This is a genomic window from Janthinobacterium paucivorans, assembly GCF_051380805.1.
Lineage (GTDB): Bacteria > Pseudomonadota > Gammaproteobacteria > Burkholderiales > Burkholderiaceae_D > Janthinobacterium > Janthinobacterium lividum_D.
This window is the reverse complement of the sequence record NZ_JBNYXR010000017.1, coordinates 40,084-61,181: the sequence shown is the minus strand read 5'-3', so window position 1 is coordinate 61,181 and position 21,098 is coordinate 40,084. Positions and strand designations below refer to the sequence as shown.

General features: G+C 60.6%; 18 protein-coding genes and 1 other RNA gene. 18 read left to right on the top strand and 1 reads right to left on the bottom strand.

The annotated features are described in order from the left end of the window. The 7 genes from ACQ4V8_RS18605 to ACQ4V8_RS18575 all read left to right on the top strand — a co-directional run bounded on the left by ACQ4V8_RS18605 (position 1) and on the right by ACQ4V8_RS18575 (position 6,332). Positions 1–549, top strand: coding sequence for a chalcone isomerase family protein (locus tag ACQ4V8_RS18605; protein ID WP_010394906.1), 549 nt, complete (start codon positions 1–3; stop codon positions 547–549). After that, entirely contained in the window at positions 546–1,817 is a 1,272-nt protein-coding gene (locus tag ACQ4V8_RS18600; protein WP_436571982.1) for an MFS transporter, read from the top strand. Before ACQ4V8_RS18605 ends, ACQ4V8_RS18600 begins: the two co-directional genes overlap by 4 nt. After that, positions 1,814–2,374, top strand: a complete 561-nt coding sequence (locus ACQ4V8_RS18595) for a DUF3833 domain-containing protein (protein WP_010394912.1) — start codon at positions 1,814–1,816, stop codon at positions 2,372–2,374. Before ACQ4V8_RS18600 ends, ACQ4V8_RS18595 begins: the two co-directional genes overlap by 4 nt. Then, positions 2,371–3,138: an SDR family NAD(P)-dependent oxidoreductase gene (locus ACQ4V8_RS18590; protein ID WP_010394914.1), complete on the top strand. Its 768-nt coding sequence runs from the start codon at positions 2,371–2,373 to the stop codon at positions 3,136–3,138. The genes ACQ4V8_RS18595 and ACQ4V8_RS18590 overlap by 4 nt, the downstream gene beginning before the upstream one ends. Further along, positions 3,135–3,590 carry a nuclear transport factor 2 family protein gene (locus ACQ4V8_RS18585; protein WP_010394917.1) on the top strand — a complete coding sequence of 152 codons (456 nt, stop codon included), beginning with the start codon at positions 3,135–3,137 and terminating at the stop codon, positions 3,588–3,590. Before ACQ4V8_RS18590 ends, ACQ4V8_RS18585 begins: the two co-directional genes overlap by 4 nt. A gap of 966 nt (positions 3,591–4,556) precedes the next feature. Further along, a complete protein-coding gene (locus ACQ4V8_RS18580) occupies positions 4,557–5,654 on the top strand; it encodes a porin (RefSeq protein WP_010394918.1) in 1,098 nt (365 codons plus the stop codon). A 150-nt stretch (positions 5,655–5,804) separates the two neighbouring features. Continuing rightward, positions 5,805–6,332 carry a hypothetical protein gene (locus ACQ4V8_RS18575; protein WP_436571981.1) on the top strand — a complete coding sequence of 176 codons (528 nt, stop codon included), beginning with the start codon at positions 5,805–5,807 and terminating at the stop codon, positions 6,330–6,332. A gap of 365 nt (positions 6,333–6,697) precedes the next feature. Here ACQ4V8_RS18575 and ACQ4V8_RS18570 read toward each other — a convergent pair whose 3' ends face one another. Further along, positions 6,698–8,401, bottom strand: a complete 1,704-nt coding sequence (locus tag ACQ4V8_RS18570; RefSeq protein WP_029496155.1) for a thiamine pyrophosphate-binding protein — start codon at positions 8,399–8,401, stop codon at positions 6,698–6,700. A gap of 199 nt (positions 8,402–8,600) precedes the next feature. On the opposite strand from ACQ4V8_RS18570, the gene rnpB reads away from it, so the two are divergent. From rnpB to murG, 11 genes are all read left to right on the top strand, one after another. Next, positions 8,601–8,962, top strand: an RNA gene (rnpB, locus tag ACQ4V8_RS18565) — RNase P RNA component class A. A gap of 661 nt (positions 8,963–9,623) precedes the next feature. Next, positions 9,624–10,052: a division/cell wall cluster transcriptional repressor MraZ gene (mraZ, locus tag ACQ4V8_RS18560; protein WP_010394924.1), complete on the top strand. Its 429-nt coding sequence runs from the start codon at positions 9,624–9,626 to the stop codon at positions 10,050–10,052. 9 nt (positions 10,053–10,061) lie between these two features. Then, a complete protein-coding gene (rsmH, locus tag ACQ4V8_RS18555; RefSeq protein WP_010394927.1) occupies positions 10,062–11,039 on the top strand; it encodes a 16S rRNA (cytosine(1402)-N(4))-methyltransferase RsmH in 978 nt (325 codons plus the stop codon). After that, complete coding sequence (gene ftsL / locus ACQ4V8_RS18550; protein ID WP_010394930.1) at positions 11,036–11,305, top strand: cell division protein FtsL; 270 nt, start codon at positions 11,036–11,038, stop codon at positions 11,303–11,305. Before rsmH ends, ftsL begins: the two co-directional genes overlap by 4 nt. Next, positions 11,305–13,083 carry a peptidoglycan D,D-transpeptidase FtsI family protein gene (locus tag ACQ4V8_RS18545; protein WP_010394932.1) on the top strand — a complete coding sequence of 593 codons (1,779 nt, stop codon included), beginning with the start codon at positions 11,305–11,307 and terminating at the stop codon, positions 13,081–13,083. The genes ftsL and ACQ4V8_RS18545 overlap by 1 nt, the downstream gene beginning before the upstream one ends. An 8-nt stretch (positions 13,084–13,091) precedes the next feature. Further along, on the top strand, positions 13,092–14,600 hold the full coding sequence (locus tag ACQ4V8_RS18540) for a UDP-N-acetylmuramoyl-L-alanyl-D-glutamate--2,6-diaminopimelate ligase (RefSeq protein WP_070345784.1): 1,509 nt from the start codon (positions 13,092–13,094) through the stop codon (positions 14,598–14,600). A gap of 23 nt (positions 14,601–14,623) precedes the next feature. Next, positions 14,624–16,054 (top strand): UDP-N-acetylmuramoyl-tripeptide--D-alanyl-D-alanine ligase, encoded by a 1,431-nt coding sequence (locus ACQ4V8_RS18535; protein ID WP_436572001.1) that lies wholly within the window; start codon positions 14,624–14,626, stop codon positions 16,052–16,054. Between the two features lie 2 nt (positions 16,055–16,056). Beyond that, a complete protein-coding gene (mraY, locus tag ACQ4V8_RS18530) occupies positions 16,057–17,232 on the top strand; it encodes a phospho-N-acetylmuramoyl-pentapeptide-transferase (protein WP_010394938.1) in 1,176 nt (391 codons plus the stop codon). After that, positions 17,232–18,794 (top strand): UDP-N-acetylmuramoyl-L-alanine--D-glutamate ligase, encoded by a 1,563-nt coding sequence (murD, locus tag ACQ4V8_RS18525; protein WP_436571980.1) that lies wholly within the window; start codon positions 17,232–17,234, stop codon positions 18,792–18,794. The genes mraY and murD overlap by 1 nt, the downstream gene beginning before the upstream one ends. After that, positions 18,794–20,005: a putative lipid II flippase FtsW gene (ftsW, locus tag ACQ4V8_RS18520; RefSeq protein ID WP_010394943.1), complete on the top strand. Its 1,212-nt coding sequence runs from the start codon at positions 18,794–18,796 to the stop codon at positions 20,003–20,005. The genes murD and ftsW overlap by 1 nt, the downstream gene beginning before the upstream one ends. Beyond that, positions 20,002–21,096, top strand: coding sequence for an undecaprenyldiphospho-muramoylpentapeptide beta-N-acetylglucosaminyltransferase (murG, locus tag ACQ4V8_RS18515; RefSeq protein ID WP_010394946.1), 1,095 nt, complete (start codon positions 20,002–20,004; stop codon positions 21,094–21,096). Before ftsW ends, murG begins: the two co-directional genes overlap by 4 nt. Positions 21,097–21,098 lie beyond the last annotated feature (2 nt).

The window sequence follows — 21,098 nt, the reverse complement described above, 5'->3', positions numbered from 1 at the left end:
ATGCGCCGTTTGCTTGTTGCTATTGTGTTGTACTTGAGTATGTACGCTGCCGTGGCCGCGCCGCCGGCCTTTGTGAATGCGGACGTGCCCGAGGCTCGCCTGGCGGGTGAGGGCGAGTATAAGTGGTTCGGCATGCGTATTTATCGGGCGCAGCTTTGGGTCGGTACGCAGGGTTATCAGGGCACCGCGTCGGCAACGGCACCTTTTGTGCTGGAATTGCGCTACGCGCGCGCTCTCGATGGCAACAAGATCGCCGAGGCCAGCTATGAACAGATGCAGAAAATTGGCGTCGGCACCGAGGCCCAGCGCCTGGGGTGGCTAGCGACCATGCAGCGTATTTTTCCTGACGTCAAGGAAGACCAGCGCATCGCGGGCGCTTACCGGGCCGGTATCTCGCCCGGCGTGCGCTTTTACCTCGATGGCAAGGTGCTGGCCGACGTGAGCGATGGCGATTTCGCGCGCGCCTTCTTCGCCATCTGGCTGTCGCCCGCTTCGACGGCGCCCAAGCTACGCGGTGCGTTGTTGCAGCATGCGGCACCGCTGCCATGAGTTCCGGTGCCAGCGCGTTGACCTTGCCGGCCTTGTTCCAGTATGGCCTGTTCGGCTTGCCGCTGGCCATGCTGGCGCTGCCCATTTACATTTATGTGGCGCCGTTTTACGCGCAGCGCAGCAGCCTTGATCTGGCGCAGATTGGCGCCGTGCTGCTGGCGGCGCGCATCGCTGCCGCCTTCATCGATCCGGCCCTGGGGGCCTGGATGGCGCGCGGCGGGCGCAGCTATGCCGTGTTTGTCGGTGCCGCGCTGCCCTTGCTGCTGCTGGGCTTTGGTGCCCTGTTCCATCCGCCATCGCTGTCGCATGGGGCCACCCTGGCCTGGTTCCTGGCATCGTTGCTGCTGGTATATACCGCCTATGGCCTGGCCGGCATCGCGCACCAGAGCTGGGGCGCGGCCCTGAGCCAGGCACCCACGCAGCGGGCGCGGGTGGCGGCCGTGCGCGAAGGCTGCGGCTTGCTCGGCGTGATCCTGGCGGCGGCCCTGACCTCCGTGCTCGGCTATGATGGCTTGTCAGTGGCCTTTGCCGTCTGCCTGTTGGCGACGGGTGCGCTACTGCTGGCGCGAGCGCCGCGCCCGGCCTTGCGCAGTTCCGCAGGCGTGGTCGCTGGTAGCGGCTGGAAGCTTCCTTTGCGCCAGCGTGCATTTCGCTGGCTGTTCGCCGTCTTGCTCGTCAATGGCGTGGCCGCCGCCATTCCCGCCACCCTGTTCCTGTTCTTTGCCGGCGACTATTTGCGCCTCGAGCATTACGCCGGGCCATTCCTGATAGTGTATTTTTGCGCGGCAGCCGCGTCGATGCCCCTGTGGGTGGCCCTGGCGCGCCGCTTTGGCGAAGCGCGTGCGTGGGGCGGCGCCATGCTGCTGGCCGCCTCCGTGTTTGTCTGGGCGTATGGCCTTGAGGCAGGCGCGGCCTGGGGCTTTGCCAGCATCTGCCTGCTGTCCGGTCTGGCACTGGGCGCCGACCTGGCCCTGCCGCCGGCCCTGCTGGCGGGATTGATCGGCGCGGCAGGCCATGCCGGTCGGCATGAGGCGGCGTATTTCGGTTGGTGGAACTGGGGCGTGCAAATGAGCCTGGCGCTCGCTGCCGGCATCGCCTTGCCCCTGTTGGCCTGGCTCGGCTATGTGCCGGGCAGCAGCAGTGGCTTGCCAGCCTTGTCGGCGGCTTACGCTTTGCTGCCCTGTGCGCTGAAACTGCTGGCGGCGCTGCTGCTGTGGCGCGCGCCTTTACAACATATAGATAGTCAACCCAGGGAGAAGCGACGATGAAGCTCATGAAATATTACCGGCGCGGTATCACGGCGACGGCCTTGCTGCTGGCGCTGACCGCCTGCTCCACGCCGCCCACGCCGGCCACCTACGCACAGGAACTGCCCGTGCTCGATTTGCAACAGTACTTCAATGGCACGCTCGATGCCCACGGTATTTTCCAGGACCGTTCGGGCAAGGTGGTCAAGCGCTTCACGGTGGTCATGCGGGCTAGCTGGGTGGGTGACAGCGGCACGCTGGACGAGGATTTCACGTATTCGGACGGCACTAAGCAGCGGCGCGTGTGGACGCTGCGAAAGACGGCGCCCGGACGCTTCATCGGCACGGCGCCCGACGTGATCGGAGAAGCCACCGGCGAAGTGGCTGGCAATGCGCTGCGCTGGCAATACGTGCTGGCACTGCCCGTCGATGGCACGGTCTACCACGTTGACTTCGAAGACTGGATGTTTCTGATGGATGAAAAGGTTATGCTCAACCGTGCTGCCATGAGCAAATTCGGCTTCAACCTGGGCGCTGTGACTTTATCGTTTAGCAAGCGCCCACAGGCGGCCCCATGAATCGCAAGATCAGCAGCTGGGCCGGCAAGCACGTGTGGATCATCGGCGCCTCCAGTGGCATCGGTGCCGCGTGCGCCACCTTGCTGCTGGAGCAGGGCGCGTGCGTGGCCTTGTCCGCCCGCCATCGTGCCAGCCTGGAGCTGCTGTGCCAGGGGCAGCCGCTGGCGCAGGCATTGCCGCTCGATATCACCGAGCCCGCGCAACTGCAAGGCGTCTGCGCGCAATTGCAGCAGCAGTGGGCACATATCGATCTGATATTGGTGGTCGCTGGCGGCTATCAATCCATGCGCGCCGATAATTTCGACCTCGACGCGGCGCAGGGCTTGCTGGCCTTGAATGTGGGCGGCGTCTTCAACTGCCTGGCGCAGGCCTTGCCGTGGCTGTTGCGCCAGGGCAGTGGTGGCATCGGCATCGTTGCCTCGGTGGCCGGTTACGGCGGCTTGCCGAAAGCGCTGGCGTATGGTGCCAGCAAGGCCGCACTGATCAACCTGACGGAGTCGCTGTATTTGGATTTGCACGGACGTGGGATTGATGTATATCAAATCAATCCCGGTTTTGTCGCCACGCCGCTGACGGCGCGCAATGATTTCAAGATGCCTGCCTTGATGACGGCGCACGACGCGGCCGTCGCGATGCTCGACGGCATCGAACGGGGCCAGTTTCACATTCACTTTCCCAAACGCTTTACAAATATGCTGCGCCTGGCGCGGCTGTTGCCCTACCGTGCCTATTTTTGGCTGATCCGCAAGGTGACGGGCCTATGAGCGCCAGCATGCTGGACGCGGCGCAGATGGAGCTTGCGCTGGCGCGCCTGGTGGCGTTTTACGAGCACTTGAGCATGGATAGCCTGGCTCAGCTGGGCGACGTGTATGCACCAGACGCGCATTTCAAGGACCCGTTCAACGAAGTGGCGGGACATGCCGCCATCCTGGCCATCTTCAAGCATATGTTCGTGCAAGTCGATGTGCCGCGGTTTGTCGTGCTGGAAAGTATGGGACAGGGGGCGCAAGCCTTCCTGACGTGGGAGTTTCGTTTCCGCATGAAACGCCTGGTATCTGGCGAACAATGTATTCGCGGCGCAACACATGTGCGCTTCGATGCGCAGGGGCGGGTGGTCTTGCACCGCGATTACTGGGATGCCGCCGAAGAATTGTATGAAAAACTGCCTCTGCTGGGCGGTTTTATGCGCATGCTCCGGCGAGCAAGTCAGCGCTGAGCGTGCTTTTTGATGCTTTTAAGCAAAAAAGCAAAAGATGCACTGCGTGAAACCGCACCGTGGGAAACGTGATTTCGATCAATGTGTAGTTTTTTTGACACAAATATATCAAAATATTGAGAAGGCAACATTGTAAGAAATTGTTTCAATTGATGCGCAATTTGCAAGCAAGAGTCGTCCTCATCCTTTCCTTTCGGCCAGCCGGTGCACGCACTGGAAAACAGGGAAAACATTTCTACGCGCATAATTTAAGTTACCGTTAAGTCAGTAATTAAGTTAATACTCTGGCTATTTTTTTTGCATGTACGTCGACGTGAAAATTTGTCCCTACGCCCCTGAATAATGCGGCAACGCACCAAAAAAGGGCACGTCATTTCCCACTTTTGTGCATCCGGCAGCAAATATTGGCGATGCCGTGTATGCTTCTTCCCGTTTATCCACGATCACCTGACAAATTGAGTGCTTTGTCGCGTAAATCTTCGACGGGAAATCGTGGCTAAAGCATGTTGATGTTTTAATCACTCGCCTGATACTGTTGCACTAATACAACGGATGGCATGAAGCCATGCGCTATGATGGAATGGTTAATCAGGTCCATGCATTGCTTGGTAAGGGGCGCTAGCCCTGTCGCGTAGTACGGTTGGCGATGCTCGGGATACCTGAAAAGGCACCCGGACTGGTACCGGAAGTAACATGTGGGAACTTGATGGAATGTGAAACGCTGGTTATAGTGCCGTTTCCGGTGCCATTTGAGCACCGAACCGGCGCACGAATGACGGTCGTTATGCAGCCTTCAAGCTTATCGGCGCAATAGCGTGCCGATATCGACATGAATGTTCCCCTGATCGGAACAGCAATGTGGCAGGTGGAGACCTTGCCCTCACTCATAAAAAGCGCTCTGTTAGAGCGCAGCTCGAGATGCATAGGCTGTATTACTTTTTGCTTCAAAAATTAAAGGAAATCGCAATGAAAAAAACTCTGATCACCCTGGCAGTCCTGGCAGCAGCCACTGGTGTAGCCCAAGCTCAATCGAGCGTTGTTATCTACGGTACCGTTGACGCTGGTTTCGTCAGCGAGCGCGGCGGCAAAGCCGGCAACACCAACAAACTGGACAGCGGCGTTGCTTCGGCTTCCCGTCTGGGCTTCAAAGGCACCGAAGATCTGGGCAGCGGCCTGTCGGCAATGTTCGTTCTGGAATCGGGTTTCAACGTTGACAGCGGTACGCAAGACAAAGCTGGTTCGATCTTCAATCGTCAAGCCTACGTTGGCCTGAGCAGCAAAACCACCGGTACCCTGACCCTGGGTCAACAATACACGCCTTGGTACAACACCCTGTCGAAAGTTGCTGATCCATTCGCAGTTGGCTACGCTGGTTCCGCCAAGAACCTGTTCCCATCGAAAGCGCTGACCCGCACCAGCAACACCGTGCTGTACACTTCGCCTAACTTCAGCGGCTTTGACGCTGACGTAGCTTACAGCTTCGGCGAAAAAGCTGATTCGAACAAATACGGCCGTCAAATCGGCGCGTCGGCTGGTTACAGCAACGGTCCTTTGAATGCTCGTCTGGCATACAACACCACCAGCAACGAATCCGCTACCAGCAACAAAGGTAGCGCACGTAACTGGTTGGCTGCAGCTAACTACGACTTCGCAGTTGCTAAGGGTTTCCTGGCATATGGCGTCAACAAAGGCGACAACAGCGGTGTTGGTAACAATGCTACGCAAAACGCTAACGGTTCGTTCACCGCAGCTCAGTCGTTCAATTACACCACCGCTGCTTACAGCAACGACAGCACCAACCTGCTGGTCGGCGCAACCGTACCTGTTGGCCCAGCTGGCACCGTGATGGCTTCGTTCATCCGCACGAACGACAAAGCTGCTACGAACGCTGATGCTGATCAATGGGCACTGGGCTACTCGTACGCTCTGTCGAAGCGCACCAGCACCTACGCTTCGTACGCTAAGATCAAGAACAAAAACAACGCTGGCTACACCGTTGGTAACAACAGCAATGTTGGTACGGGCGACAAAGCCTTCAACGTTGGTGTTCGTCACTCGTTCTAATATTCGCGCAAGCGAAGCTTAGTACCGCCAAGGCATCCCTTCGGGGATGCTGCAAGCAAAGAAACGCGCTGTCTGGCTTCGGCCTGGCGGCGCGTTTTTGCATGTGCGGCGCCAGTTATAATGGTGCTGTTACTCAAGTAAAGGAATGCCATGTATGCATACACCTCGCCGCGCCTGGCTGCCATGCTGGCCGCGCTGCTGCTCGCCAGTGCCAGCGGTGCCGTCCTCGCTGCAGCCAAGGGCAAGAAGCCCGCTGGACTGGAACGTTACGGCGTGAGCGTCTACTCGGACCTGTGCCTGCAAAAAGATAGCGGCGAAATCGGCGGCCAACGCGTGACCCTGCACCGCTTTGCCGAGGCCGATTCCGTCATTTATGAATTCACGGCCGGTGCCCTGAGCTGGCCTATCGTCGCCAACGACGTCAACCTCGACGCCGCCACGGGCGCCTTCGATTTCACCATCGCCGGTGCCGACAGCGAAGAACGCACCATCGTCGGCAAGTTTTCCAGGGATGGGCAAACCCTGACCCTGGACGGTGATTACTGTGGCGGCAATGTGCGCATGCCCATGAAATTGAGCCGCGTGCGCGATTTTGGCCGTCCCTTGAAGCATTGCACGCCATGTCCGCCGCTGCCGGAAGCGCCGGCGCAGTTGCCAGCGCAAGATAGTGCAGGATAGTGCAGGATAGTGCAGGATAGTGCAGGATAGGGCCAGATAGAGCATTACGGTGCAGGGTGGCGGCGAGGCGCCCGTCGCCTGATACTGTGTTCACCTGCGCATGAAAAAGGCCCGGTATCGACCGTAATGCCGTTCAGTTAAGGGTTTTGGCGTGATTTATGAGCGCCAGTAAATTTGCTAACCCCAGAGGCAAAGAGCTGGGGGCGGTCACTTCGTGATCGGAATGTGCTCCATTGAAGCACATTCCCCCTCAGGGTCCGACCCCTGTCCTGGTTCTTGGGCTAAAAATAGCACCACTAACACACTAACTGAACGGCATTACCGGTATCGACCGGGCCTCTGTTGTTTCTCGCCTTGCAGCACGCTTATTTGGCTGCCTGCGCTTTTTCCGCCGTGGCGCGGATGGTGGCCAGGGTGGCGTTCGGCGTGATCAGGTTGCCGTCATAGCGCAGCTCGATCAAGGCCGGCAAATTGTGCGCCGTGGCGTGCGCCAGTGCCCGCTGCAGCGCAGGGGCGAATTCTGCTGTAGTGTTCACCACTTCGCCATGCGCGCCATACGCTAGGGCCAGTGCCGCAAAATCCGGGTTGTGCAAGGTCGTGCCCGAGACGCGGCCCGGGTAATCGCGTTCCTGGTGCATGCGGATGGTGCCGAACATCTGGTTATTGAAGACGATGATGACTACGCCCGCCTGGTATTGCACGGCCGTCGCCAGTTCCTGGCCATTCATCATGTATTCGCCATCGCCGGCAAAGGTGATCACGGTGCGTTCCGGGTGCACGATCTTCGCCGCCACGCCCGCCGGCACGCCATAGCCCATGGCGCCATTCGTCGGCGCCAGTTGCGTGCGCATGCCGCCGTAGCGGTAGAAACGGTGTGCCCACGAGGCGTAATTGCCGGCGCCATTCGTCAGGATGGTGTCGTGCGGCGCTTGCGCCATGATCTCTTGCGTCACTTGCCACAGGTCCAGCGGCGCCTGGCCATCTTGGAAGATGGGCGGGCGCTGCTGATAGGCGGCCAGCTCGGCCTTGGCTTCGGCCGGTGTGTGTTTCCATGCGCTAGCGTCGACGGGGGGCATGGCGGCCAGCATGGCGCACACTTGCGGCATGCCGCTGTTGATCATCAGCTCGGCCTGGTAAACGCTGCCCAGCTCTTCGGCGTCCGTGTGGATATGCACCAGACGCTGGCGCGGCACGGGCGAGTCGAACAAAGTGTAGCCGCCCGTCGTCATTTCACCGAGGCGTGGGCCGATGGCGATGACCAGGTCGGCATTTTTCACGCGCGCGGCCAGTGTCGGGTTGATGCCGATGCCGACGTCGCCGATATAGTTCGGGTGGGCATTGTCGAGCAAATCCTGAAAGCGGAAGGCGCAGGCGACGGGCAAGTGATTCGCTTCGGCGAACTGTTGCAGGTCGGCGCACGCTTGCGGCGTCCAGGTGGTGCCACCCAGCAAGACCAGCGGCTGCTTTGCGGCGGCCAGCATGGCGCGCAGCTGCTGTAGCTGCGTCTGTGATGGCGCGGCCTGCACGGGCTGGTAAGCGCGCGTGTCAGCCACCGTGGCCAGCGAGATGAGCATGTCTTCCGGCAGGGCCAGCACCACCGGGCCTGGGCGGCCGCTGGTGGCCACCTGGAAGGCGCGCGCCAGGTACTCGGGGATGCGCTCGGCGCGGTCGATCTGTGCCACCCACTTGGCCATCTGGCCGTACATGCGGCGGTAGTCGATTTCCTGGAACGCTTCGCGGTCAACGAAATCATTGCCTACCTGGCCGATGAACAAGATCATGGGGGTGGAATCCTGATAAGCCGTGTGCACGCCGATCGAGGCATTGGTAGCGCCCGGTCCGCGTGTGACGAAACAGATGCCCGGCTTGCCCGTCATCTTGCCGTAGGCTTCGGCCATGAAGGCGGCGCCGCCTTCCTGGCGGTTGATGATGAAGCGGATGCCCGAGTCATGCAGGGCGTCGAGCACATCCAGGTAGCTTTCGCCAGGCACGCCAAACGCGGTGTCGACACCATGGATCTGCAGGGCATCGACCAGGATCTGGCCGCCGGTACGGGATAGTTGCGTCATGTTCGGCTCTTTATATTCTAGTGGGGTGGCAAAGAAGTGGGGCAAGCGCTGCGCATGCGCTTGCATGCAAGCAGCTTGCCCCATTCTATGTGAGCCGATTTGCTCCGGCTTTTGAAATGGCGACACCGAATTACATAATTCCCCGACTGCCGCGCCGCTCTTTTGCAGAAACATGCTGCGGCGCGGTACAATGAGCGGTGAAGCAGGCCAGACAGTCGCTGGTCGGCGCAGCAATGCGCTGGCGGGAGGAAGGTCCGGACTCCATAGAGCGGGGTGACGGTTAACGGCCGTCCGCCGAAAGCCGACCCGGCGTACTTGTATGCCGGGGGAGTATAAGGCGAGGAATAGGGCCACAGAGACGAGCGTATTAAGTTACGGTGAAACGCGGTAACCTCCACCTGGTGCAATTTCAAATAGGCACGCGATGATGCTGCTCGCGGAGCGTGCGGGTAGAAAGCTTGAGCGCCCGAGTAATTTGGCGCCTAGAGGAATGACTGTCATAGCACCAACCTGCAAGGGAAGGTGCCGTAACAAAATCCGGCCTACCGGCCTGCTTCACTTGAATTTTTGCTCCCTGGTCTGCCAGGGAGCGTATCGGTCACGGCAGTTTTCCTGCTGTGCACCACCCAAAAAGCCCCTGCAGAGGGGCTTTTTTTGTTTCTAAAAATATAGCAATTAAGATAAAGTTGTATATACAACTAAAAAATGAACAATTGGTTAAAGTTTCCCTGTAACAAATAATTGCCGCTTTGTCGAAATCGTATATCCACCTCAGGCTAGCCCCGGAAAACAGCGCCGGTAAGCGTCACGAACGATTTTTTTTTGACGTAAATCACGTCTTTTGCGGTGCTCGCTTACCGATGTGTATGGGTGGCGAAAATATTGTCATATGTCAACTAGCTGTAAAAAATTCAATTTTTCCATTTCGTCTTTTTTGATGTTTACGGTAGGAAAACACATGTGTGCAGATGAGGTAGCACATTCACTATCTTTCATAAGTATCTAATTTATCGATATATTTTATTTGAGACTGCTTCAACGATATGCGCTAAGTCCTTAATTTCATTAATAAAATTCCTGTTTTGCCAATCGGAAACCGCTTGACCACTATCTGTGCTTACTCTAAAGTAGGAAACTGTGTGAAAAAGTGTATTTTTGTGGGAAATTTCCCCTTTTCATCATGATGCGCAAGTGTCGCAACCCAAGTTAAAAAAGGTCTTTCGTGTTTCAAGGCGCGTCCGCAATCAATCTCGATGCCAAAGGCAGGATGTCTATCCCTGCCAAGCACCGTGACGCGCTGACGATCCAGTGCGAAGGCCGTCTGACCTTGACCAAACACCCCGATGGCTGCCTGCTGTTTTTCCCCCGTTCCGTGTGGGAAAGCCATCGCCAGCAAATCGCCGCCTGGCCTATGTCGGCGCGGGCCTGGCAACGCATCTTCCTCGGTAACGCCGTTGACGTCGAGCTGGACTCGGCCGGCCGCGTGCTGATCTCGCCCGAATTGCGCAACGCCGTGGGGCTGTCGCGCGAGGTCATGATGATCGGCATGGGTAGCCACTTTGAAATCTGGGATGCCGCCAAATTGGCTGACAAAGAGCAGCAGGCGATCGATGCTGGTACCCCCGATGTACTTTCCAATTTTTCTTTTTAAGGCTCCGTAATGACACAACTCACGGTGCCGCAATTTCAGCATCGCACGGTGCTGCTCGATGAAGCGGTCGATGCGCTCGACCTGACGGGCGAGCGTGCACACGGCATTTACGTCGATGGCACGTTTGGCCGCGGCGGCCATAGCCGCCTGATTTTGTCGCGCCTTGCGCCCGACGCGCGCCTGGTCGGCTTCGACAAGGATTTGCAAGCCATCGCCACGGCTGAACAGATCGGCGACCCGCGCTTTGCCATTGTCCATGATAGCTTTGCCACCATGACGGCCAGCTTGGCCGCGCGCGGCGTGCAGCAGGTGGACGGTATCTTGCTCGACCTGGGCATCTCGTCGCCACAGGTCGACGATGCGGCGCGCGGTTTCAGCTTCCGCAACGATGGACCGCTGGACATGCGCATGGATACTACGCGCGGCATCTCTGCGGCCGAATGGCTGGCGGTGGAAACCGAGCAGAATTTAGAGAAAGTGATACGCGATTATGGGGAAGAACGGTTTGCTTTTCAGATTGCAAAGGCGATTGTTGCTGGCCGGGCAGTCCAGCCAATTTCAAGCACACGACAGCTTGCCAGCATCGTGGCAGGCGCCGTCAAGACCCGCGAGAAGGGTAAGGACCCCGCTACCCGCACCTTTCAGGCCATACGCATTTTCATTAACAAAGAGCTCGAGGATCTCGAGATCGGGTTGAACCAGGCGTATGCCTGCCTGGCGCCCGGCGCGCGCATGGCCGTGATCAGTTTTCATTCGCTGGAAGACCGCATGGTCAAGCGCTTCTTCGCCTCGAAGGCGAACGTGGAGCAGCCTGACCGCCGCCTGCCGATCCGCGCGGTCGATTTGCCGCAGCCGGAAATGAAGCTGATATTGAAGATGAAGCCGTCCGACGCCGAGATCGAGGGTAATCCCCGCTCGCGTTCGGCCGTGATGCGCGTGGCGCAGCGCCTGCCGCTGCCCGCCCCTGCCAATGGCGGCCCTCGATGACTGGCAAGCTGTGTGTCGTGCTGTCGGCCCTGCTGGTGTGCTGCGGCCTGTCGCTGGTGAACGCGCAGTACCAGTCGCGCCATCTGCTGATCGACCTGGAACGCGCACAAGCGCTGTCGCGCCAACTCGACATCGACTGGGCGCAGCTGCAACTGGACCAATCCACCCTGGGCAAGCATGAACGCATCGAAGCGATTGCGCGGCGCGATCTGAGCATGACGCCGCTGACGGCGGCGCGTACGCAATACCTGACGGAGGGTGAGTAATGAAGTTGGGCGGTAATAGCAACGGCCGGGTGGCGGCATCGAAAGGTGTGCCATTCTCGAAGAACCCCGTACTGGCAGTGCGTCTGCCCGTCTGGCGTTCGCGCGTCGTGCTGTTCCTGCTGTTCTTCGCTTTCGCCGGCCTGGGCGCGCGCGCACTGTGGCTGCAGGGCGTGTCGACGCAGTTTCTGCAAAAGCAGGGCAAGGCACGCTACGAGCGCACGCTCGAACTGCCGGCCACGCGTGGCAAGATCACCGACCGTAACGGCCAGGTGCTGGCATCGTCCGTGCCCGTGAAAGCCATCTGGGCCATTCCCGACGACGTACTGCAGGCCTCGCCCGAGAAAATCGATGCGCTGGCCGGTTTGCTGGAAATGAACGTCAACGAATTGCGCAAGAAGCTCGATTCTGACCGCAGCTTCGTCTACCTCAAGCGGCAGGTCGAGATGGACGTGGCCGACAAAATCTCCAAGCTGGGCATCGACGGCATCGACGAGCGCAAGGAATACAAGCGCTTTTATCCACAGGGCGAAGTGATGACCCACGTGGTGGGCTTTACCAACGTGGAAGACGTGGGCCAGGAAAGCATGGAACTGGCGCAGCAGAAAACCCTGGTCGGCGCCACTGGCAGCCGCCGTGTGATCAAGGATCGCCTGGGCCACATCGTCGAAGACATCGGCTTCATCCACGAACCGCACGACGGCAAGGACTTGACCCTGTCCGTCGACAGCAAGATCCAGTACATCGCCTTCACGCAGTTGAAGGAAGCGGTAGAAAAATTCAACGCCAAGGCCGGCGGCGCCGTGGTGCTCGACGTGCACACCGGTGAAGTGCTGGCCCTGGCCAACTATCCCAGCTACGACCCGAACGACCGCCGTAAGCTGACGGGCCAGCAACTGCGCAACCGCGTCATGACCGATACCTTTGAACCTGGTTCGACCCTGAAGCCGATCACGGTCTCGCTGGCGCTCGACACGGGCAGGGTCAAGCCGACCACGCTGATCGACACAGGACCGGGCCGCTACACCATCGCCGACCGTACCATTACCGACACCAAGCCACACGGTGTGATCAGCGTCTCCGAGATCATCGAAATGTCGTCGAACATCGGCACCTCGAAAATCGCGCTCGGAATGCCGTCGCAGGAAATGTGGGAAATGTTTACCAAGGTGGGCTTCGGCCAGCAGCCGAAATGGGGTTTCCCCGGCGCCGTGGCTGGTCGCGTACGTCCTTACAAATCGTGGCGTCCAGTGGAACAGGCCACCATGAGCTACGGTAACGGCATTTCCGTGTCGCTGATCCAGCTGGCGCGCTCTTACATGATGTTCGCCCGCGATGGCGATACGATTCCATTGTCGTTCCAGAAGGTCAATGAGCTGCCCGTGGGCCAGCAGGTGATCAAGCCCAAGACGGCTGCCGACATGCGTGGCATGCTCGAACTGGTGGTGTCCGGCGCGCACGGCTCGGCCAAGCGCGCGCAAGTCGCCGGCTACCGCGTCGGCGGCAAGACGGGTACCGCCTACAAGGTCGAAAACGGCCGTTACGCGATGCCGCGCAAATACATCGGTTCTTTCGTCGGCATGGTGCCGATGTCGGCGCCGCGCTTCATCATTGCCGTGATGATCGATGAGCCGACCGGCGCTGCCCACTATGGCGGCCAGGTTGCCGCTCCTGCTTTCGCAGCGATTGCGACCAACGCGCTGCGCGCGATGAACGTACCGCCCGATTCCTCCGTTACCGAAATCGTGGTCCCTGCCAATGCTGGCCCGGAGGCCATGTGAAGTTACTCATGACCATACAAGATATCAGTTCGTGGATCAAGGCGGCTGCCCCGTCAGGGCAATTGACCTCCGATTCTCGCCGCGTGCAGCGTGGCGACGTATTTTTTGCCTACGCGGGCGCCACCCATTTCATCGACGCTGCCATCGGCCAGGGCGCCGCCGCTGTCGTGCATGACGCCGTTGAATGGAATGCCGCATGGAATGTGCCGCATCTGCTGGTCAGCGACCTGAAACGCCTCGCTGGCCCGGTGGCGCATGCTGTGTACGACATGCCCGATAGTGCCATGTTCAGCGCTGGCGTGACGGGCACGAATGGCAAGACCTCGTGCGCCTTGTGGCTGGCGCAAGCCTTGGCACGACTGGGCGAAACATCGTCCGTTATCGGTACTTTGGGCGTCGGCCTGTGCAAGCCGCGTGGCGGCATCGAATTCGACGTCACCGGCTACACCACGCCCGACGCCGTGCTGCTGGCGCGTAAGCTCGCTGCCATGCGCGACGCAGGCGCCAAGGCTGTAGCCATCGAAGTGTCTTCGATCGGCCTGGACCAGGAACGTGCGTCCGGCATGCATTTCGATGTCGCCATGTTTACCAACCTGACGCGCGATCACCTCGATTACCACGGCGACATGGCCACCTATGAGGCGGCCAAAGTCAAGCTGTTCGACTGGCCGGGCCTGAAGACGGCCGTCATCAACCTCGATGACGCCATGGGCCTGCGCCTGGCGCGGCACGTCAAGGCCAAGCTGGCGGGTGAGTACCCGGTCATCGGCTACACCTTGCAGGATGCGGCCAGCCAGCCAGATTTGCCGGGCGTGCTGATGCTGCGCGCCAGCCAGTTCCGCAACCGCAATGCCGGCACCGACTTCCACCTGGAATGCGCGCTGGGCGTGGCGCAGGTCAAAACGCAGCTGGTGGGTCACTTCAATATCAGTAACGCGCTGGCCGTGCTGGGCGCCTTGCTGGCGCATGGCATCGGCCTGCGCGCCGCCATAGATGGCATCGAATCGCTGCAGCCGGCTCCCGGGCGCATGCAGCAGGTGGGTGGGCAGGAAGCGCCGATGGTCGTCATCGATTACGCGCATACGCCGGACGCGCTGGAAAAAACCTTGGCTGCCTTGCGCCAGGTGGCGCAGGAGCGCGGCGGCCAGCTATGGTGCGTGTTTGGCTGTGGCGGCGACCGCGATCCGGGCAAGCGTGCGCAGATGGGTGCCATTGCGCAGATGGCCGATCACGTGCTGGTCACCAGCGACAATCCGCGCAGCGAAGACCCGCACGCCATCATCGCGCAGATCGTCGCCGGCATGCGCGCAGATGGCCCGCAGCCGCAGGCCATCGAAGACCGCGCCGCTGCCATCCTGTCGGCCATCAAGCATGCTGCCAAGCCGGATGTGATCCTGCTGGCGGGCAAGGGCCATGAGCCGTACCAGGAAATCAAGGGCAAAAAATTGCCGTTCTCCGATGCCGACCATGCGCAGCTGGCACTGTCCGCGCGCCTGACGATGATGAGGACGAACTGATGCACCAGCGTATTGATCACCCCATGCACGCGACCCTGGCCGAACTGATGCCTGCCCTGCACGGCGCGCAGCTGACGGGCGACGCCGTTTTTGACGGCGTATGCACAGATAGCCGCAGCGCGCCAGCCGGCTCGCTGTTCGTCGCCCTGCGCGGCGAAAGTTTCGATGCGCATGATTTCCTCGACCAAGTGGCCGTCAGCGGCGTTGCCGCCGTGGTGGTGGAGCGCTTGCCAGAAAACTGGGATAGCAGCAAGGTGCCCGCCATCGTGGTCGCCGATACGCTGGTCGCGTTGGGCCGCATCGCTAATTACTGGCGCTGCCGTTTCAAGCTGCCCGTCATCGGCGTTACCGGCAGCAACGGCAAGACCACCGTCAAGGAGATGATTTCGTCCATCCTGGCGGCGGCCTTTGGCGAAGACGCACGCCTGGCCACGCGCGGCAACCTGAATAATGAAATCGGCGTGCCATTGACCTTGTTGCGCCTGAGCGAGCGGCACCAGGCGGCCGTGATCGAAATGGGCATGAATCATCCTGGCGAAATCTCGCGCCTGGCGGCAATCGCCGCGCCGACGCTGGCGATGGTCAACAACGCGCAGCGCGAACACCAGGAATTCATGCACACGGTGGAAGCGGTGGCGCGCGAGAACGGCGCCGCACTGGCGGCATTGGGCGATGACGGCGTAGCCGTTTTCCCGCATGGCGATGAATTCACGCCCTTGTGGCGCGAGCTGGCCGGCGCGCGCGCCGCCATCAGCTTCGGCCTGTCGAAGGATGCCGATGTCAGTTGTACGCACCGTGCGGCCGAAGATTTTGGCAGCGACATGTTCGTCAGTGTGCGCGCACAGGACGGCAGCTTGCGCCAGTTTTTTGTCGCCTTGCAGGCAGCGGGCGAGCACAACGTGCGCAATGCGCTGGCTGCGGCGGCGTGCGCCGTTGGCGCGGGCATCGCCATGGAACATATCAAGCAGGGCCTGGAGTCGTTCGCGCCTGTGAACGGTCGCCTGCAGAAAAAACGTGCCGCCAACGGCGCCACCATCATCGACGACACGTATAACGCCAATCCGGATTCGGCGCGCGCTGCCATCGATGTACTGGCGCAGGCCCCAGCACCGCGCATCCTGGTGCTGGGCGAGATGGGTGAAGTCGGCACGCAGGGGCAGCAGTTCCACGAAGAGATTGGCGCCTACGCCGCCGCCAAAGGCATCGAATACGTGCTGGCGACGGGCGGCCTGGCGCGCCATCTGGTCAATCCGGCGCAGGCTGCCGCGAGCCAGGAATCGGGCACGCTCGTGGAGTATTTCGAACAGTTCGACGGTTTGCTGGCGGCGCTTGATGCGCATTTGTCCGGCCGCTCGGATGCAACAGTATTAATCAAGGGCTCCCGCTTCATGAAAATGGAACGGGCCGTGCAGCATTTGATTGGTTCAAACAACAATAACAAGGAAGCTCACTAATCATGCTGCTCTGGCTCGCTCATTATTTCCAGGACGACATTGGCCCACTGCGGGTCTTTAACTTCATCACCTTCCGCGCCGTCTTCGCAACGCTGACGGCGATTTTGATCGGCCTGTGCGCCGGTCCCGCCGTGATCCGCATGCTCACGCGCATGAAGGTCGGCCAGGCCGTGCGCACGGACGGCCCACAGACGCATCTGAAAAAACACGGCACGCCCACCATGGGCGGTGTGCTGATCCTCATCGCCATCGGCATTTCCACCCTGCTGTGGGCCGACTTGTCGAACCGCTTCATCTGGCCCGTGCTGATCGTCACGCTGGGCTTTGGCGCCGTCGGCTGGGCCGATGACTACCGCAAGGTGGTGCATCAGGATCCGGAAGGCATGCGCTCGCGCGAAAAATATTTTTGGCAGTCGCTGATCGGTATCGCCGCCGCGTTTTACCTGGCGTTTTCCGTCTCGATCTCCGAGCCCAATGCTGGCCAGGTGTGGAATCTGATCTACGCCTGGGTGCAGTCCGGCTTTGCCATGGATTTGCCGCCGAAAGCCGATTTGATCGTGCCATTCTTCAAGACCATCAGCTATCCGCTGGGTGTATGGGGTTTCATCGCGTTGACGTATTGCGTCATTGTCGGCACCAGCAATGCTGTCAATTTTACGGATGGTCTCGATGGCCTGGCCATCATGCCGACGGTGATGGTGGGCACGGCCCTGGGCCTGTTCGCCTACCTGACCGGTAACGCCACGTATGCGCGCTACCTGTTCATTCCGCACATCCCGGGCGCCGGCGAACTGGTGATCTTCTGCGGCGCGCTGGCAGGTTCCGGCCTGGCTTTCCTCTGGTATAACACGCACCCCGCGAAAGTGTTCATGGGCGACGTGGGTGCGCTGGCACTGGGCGGCGCATTGGGTACCGTGGCCGTCATCGTGCGCCAGGAAATCGTATTGTTCATCATGGGCGGCATCTTCGTTGTCGAGACGCTGTCCGTGATCATCCAGGTTGTCTGGTTCAAGTACACCAAGAAGCGCTATGGCGCGGGCCGCCGCGTCTTCCTGATGGCGCCCTTGCATCACCATTTCGAACAAAAAGGCTGGAAGGAGACGCAGGTTGTCGTGCGTTTCTGGATCATCACCATGATGCTGGTGCTGCTCGGCCTGACCACCTTGAAGCTGCGCTGATGATGTACGACGCTAAAACCGCACTGGTACTGGGCCTCGGTGAGTCGGGGCTGGCGATGGCCCTGTGGCTGGCCCGCAGCGGTGCGACCGTGCGCGTGGCAGATACCAGGGAAAGCCCGGAGCGCCTGGCCGCCTTGCAGGCTGCCGTGCCGCAGGCACAATTCATCGCCGGCGCCTTTACGGCCGACCTGCTCGACGGCGTCGACTTCGTCGCCGTCAGTCCGGGCCTGGCGCCTGGCCGTGAACTGGCTGGAATCGTACCGGCCGCCGCTGAAAAAAATATCCCTGTGTGGGGCGAGATCGAACTGTTCGCGCAGGCACTGGCCGCACTGAACGCAGAACGCGGCTATGCGCCGAAAGTCATCGCCATCACGGGCACGAATGGCAAGACGACGGTGACCAGCCTGGTGGGCTTGCTGTGCGAACGCGCAGGACTTGTTACGCGCGTGGCCGGCAATATCAGTCCGGCGGCGCTCGACGTGCTGCGCGAGGTACTCGATGCCGAGCCAGTGCCGCAGCCTGTTGTCAAGGGCGAGGGCGAGGAAGCGGCGCAAGCCGTCGCCAGCACCTTGCCGCAGGCGTGGATACTGGAACTGTCCAGTTTCCAGCTGCATACGACCTTCAGTCTGCAGGCCGATGCAGCCACGGTCTTGAATCTGTCGCAGGATCACCTGGATTGGCACGGCGACATGGCCTCCTATGCGAGCGACAAGGCGCGCATCTTCGGCCACCAGAGCGTGCGCATCCTGAACCGCGACGATGCCGCCGTGATGCAGATGGCCAATCCGCTGGCACAGACGATCACCTTCGGTACGGGCGAGCCGCTTGCGGTGGACAGCTTTGGCCTGGTCAACGAACGGGGCATCTTCTGGCTGGCGCAAGCCGTGCCGAGCGAAGAAGTCATCGAGAAAAAACGCAGGAAGAATGATCCGGCGCCGGAACCTGTGCCAACGATGGCCAAGAAGCTGATGCCGGCCGATGCACTGAAGATACGTGGCCAGCACAATGCCTCGAATGCGCTGGCGGCGCTGGCCCTGTGCCGCGCCATCGGCCTGCCATTCGCGCCGTTGCTGCATGGCTTGCGCGAATACCAGGGCGAGCCGCACAGGGTGGAATTGATCACCGCCGTCAATGAAGTTGAATACTACGACGACAGCAAAGGCACCAACGTGGGCGCGACAGTGGCTGCGCTGTTTGGCCTGGGCAAGGCGTTTGGCGGCGCAGAACAGCGTCTGGTGCTGATCGCCGGTGGCGATGGCAAGGGACAGGATTTCTCGCCGCTGGCTGAACCCGTGTCGCGCTATGTACGCGCCGTGGTGCTGATCGGCCGCGACGCGCCGGCGCTGCGCACGGCCCTGGAACCTGCTGGCGTGGACATCTTCGACTGCGCCACCTTGCCGCAAGCCGTCAAGCGAGCCAGCAGCCTGGCCTTGGCCGGCGATGCCGTGCTGCTGTCGCCTGCGTGCGCCAGCATGGATATGTTCAAGAACTATGCGCACCGCGCGCAGGTGTTTGTCGACGCCGTGCGCGATATCGCACTGGAAAACGGACAGGATATCTGATGGCTTTCCAGCTGCCCTTCAGCTTTGGTTCCGGCTCGGCTGCCAAGCCGTTGGATAGCCGCGCGCGGCAATCGAAGATGATGGACTATGACAAGCCGCTGGTGTGGGTAGTTCTGCTGCTCATGTTGTTGGGCATGGTGATGGTGTATTCGGCGTCGATCTCATTGTCGGACGCGCGCAAGTTTGCCGCTTATACGAACAATTATTTCGTCGTGCGCCAGGCGCTGTTCATCGGCGTGTCGATCATCGCTGCGGCGCTGGTGTTCCGAATCCGTGTCGCGACCTGGCAAAAAATGGCGCCATGGCTGTTCATCGGTACGCTGGTGTTGTTGGTGATGGTGCTGATACCTGGCTTGGGCGTGTCGGTCAACGGTGGCCGCCGCTGGCTGAATTTGCCGGGCCTGCGGCCGCAGCCGTCCGAACTGATGAAGGTGGTGATGGTGCTGTACGCCGCCGACTACACGGTGCGCAAGCAGGAATACATGCACAAGCTGACCAAGGGCTTCATGCCGATGGCGCTGGCGGTCAGCTTCGTTGGCCTGCTGCTGCTGATGGAGCCCGACCTGGGGGCTTTTGGCGTGATCGTTTGCATCGCCATGGGTATCTTGTTCCTGGGCGGCGTCAACGCCATCTGGTTTGGCGGCATTGGCGCCATGCTGACGGCAATTTTCGTCACCATCATCGCCTTGTCGAAATTTCGTCGCGAGCGGTTTTTTGCGTATCTCGATCCATGGCAGGAAGACAATGCGCTCAACAAGGCTTACCAGCTGACGCACTCGCTGATTGCCTTCGGGCGCGGCGAACTATTTGGCGTGGGCCTGGGCGGCAGCGTGGAAAAGCTGCACTACCTGCCCGAAGCGCATACGGACTTTTTGCTCGCCGTGATCGGCGAAGAACTGGGACTGGCGGGCGTCCTGGTCGTGATCGGCATGTTCTACTGGATCATCAAGCGCGCCTTCGATATCGGCCGCCAGGCGATTGCCATCGACCAGACCTTCGCCGGACTGACGGCGAAAGGCATCGCCATCTGGATCGGCGTGCAGACCTTCATCAATATGGGCGTGAACCTGGGCCTGCTGCCGACAAAAGGGCTGACCTTGCCCCTGATGAGTTATGGCGGCACGGGCGTACTGATTAACTGTATCGGCCTGGCGATTTTGCTGCGCATCGATTATGAAAACCGGATCCTGATGCGTGGAGGCCGGCTATGAACAACGTGACGAACTTGAAAACGACGAAAAGATTGATGATTATGGCGGCCGGTACCGGCGGCCATATTTTCCCTGGCCTGGCGATTGCGCAGACGATGCGCGCGCGTGGCTGGGAAGTGAGCTGGCTGGGCACGACCCATGGCATGGAGCAGGAACTGGTACCGAAAAGCGGCATTCCCATGGACGCCATCGCGTTCTCCGGCATGCGCGGCAAGGGCCTGGCGCATACGCTCAAAGGCGGTTTCAAGATGCTGGCGAGCTTTTTTGCCATCCGTCGCTTTATCGCCAGCCGCAAGCCGGACGTGGTGATGGGCATGGGCGGCTACGTGACCGTGCCGGGCGGCCTGATGGCGCGCCTGAAGGGCGTGCCGCTGGTGCTGGTCAATGCCGACGCGGCGCTGCTGCTGTCGAATAAAACGCTGGTGCCGCTGGCGCAAAAGGTGTGCTTCGGTTTCCCCGCCGATTTCGGCATCGCTGCGGGCAAGGCCGTCGTCACGGGCAATCCCGTGCGCGCGGAGATCCTCGCCATGGCGCCGCCGTCATCGCGCTTTGCGGGCCGCAGCGGGCCGCTGCGCATCCTTGTCGTTGGCGGCAGCCTGGGCGCGAAAGCGCTGAACGACAATTTGCCTGCTGCGCTGGCCCTGATGCCTGAGGGCGAACGTCCGTTGGTGACGCACCAGTCGGGCAAGAAGAATATCGACGCCCTGCATGGCGCGTATGCGCAGGCGGGCGTGCAGGCCAATGTGGTCGACTTCATCGACGACATGGCCAAGGCCTACACCGAGGCCGACTTGGTGATTTGCCGTGCAGGCGCCATCACCCTGTCGGAACTGACGGCGGCCGGCGTGGCCAGCGTGCTCGTGCCGCTGGTAGCGTCGACCACCAGTCACCAGCGCGACAACGCGCAATGGATGGCGAAGCAGGGCGCGGCGATTCATCTGCCGCAGACGGAAATGAGTGCAGCATCGCTGAGCGCGATGCTGGCGTCCTTGACGCGCGATAGCTGCCAGCAGATGGCGCAATTGGCACTCGCAGCAGGCAAGCGCGACGCCAACGAGGCGATCGCACACGTATTGGAAAAATTGGCATGAGG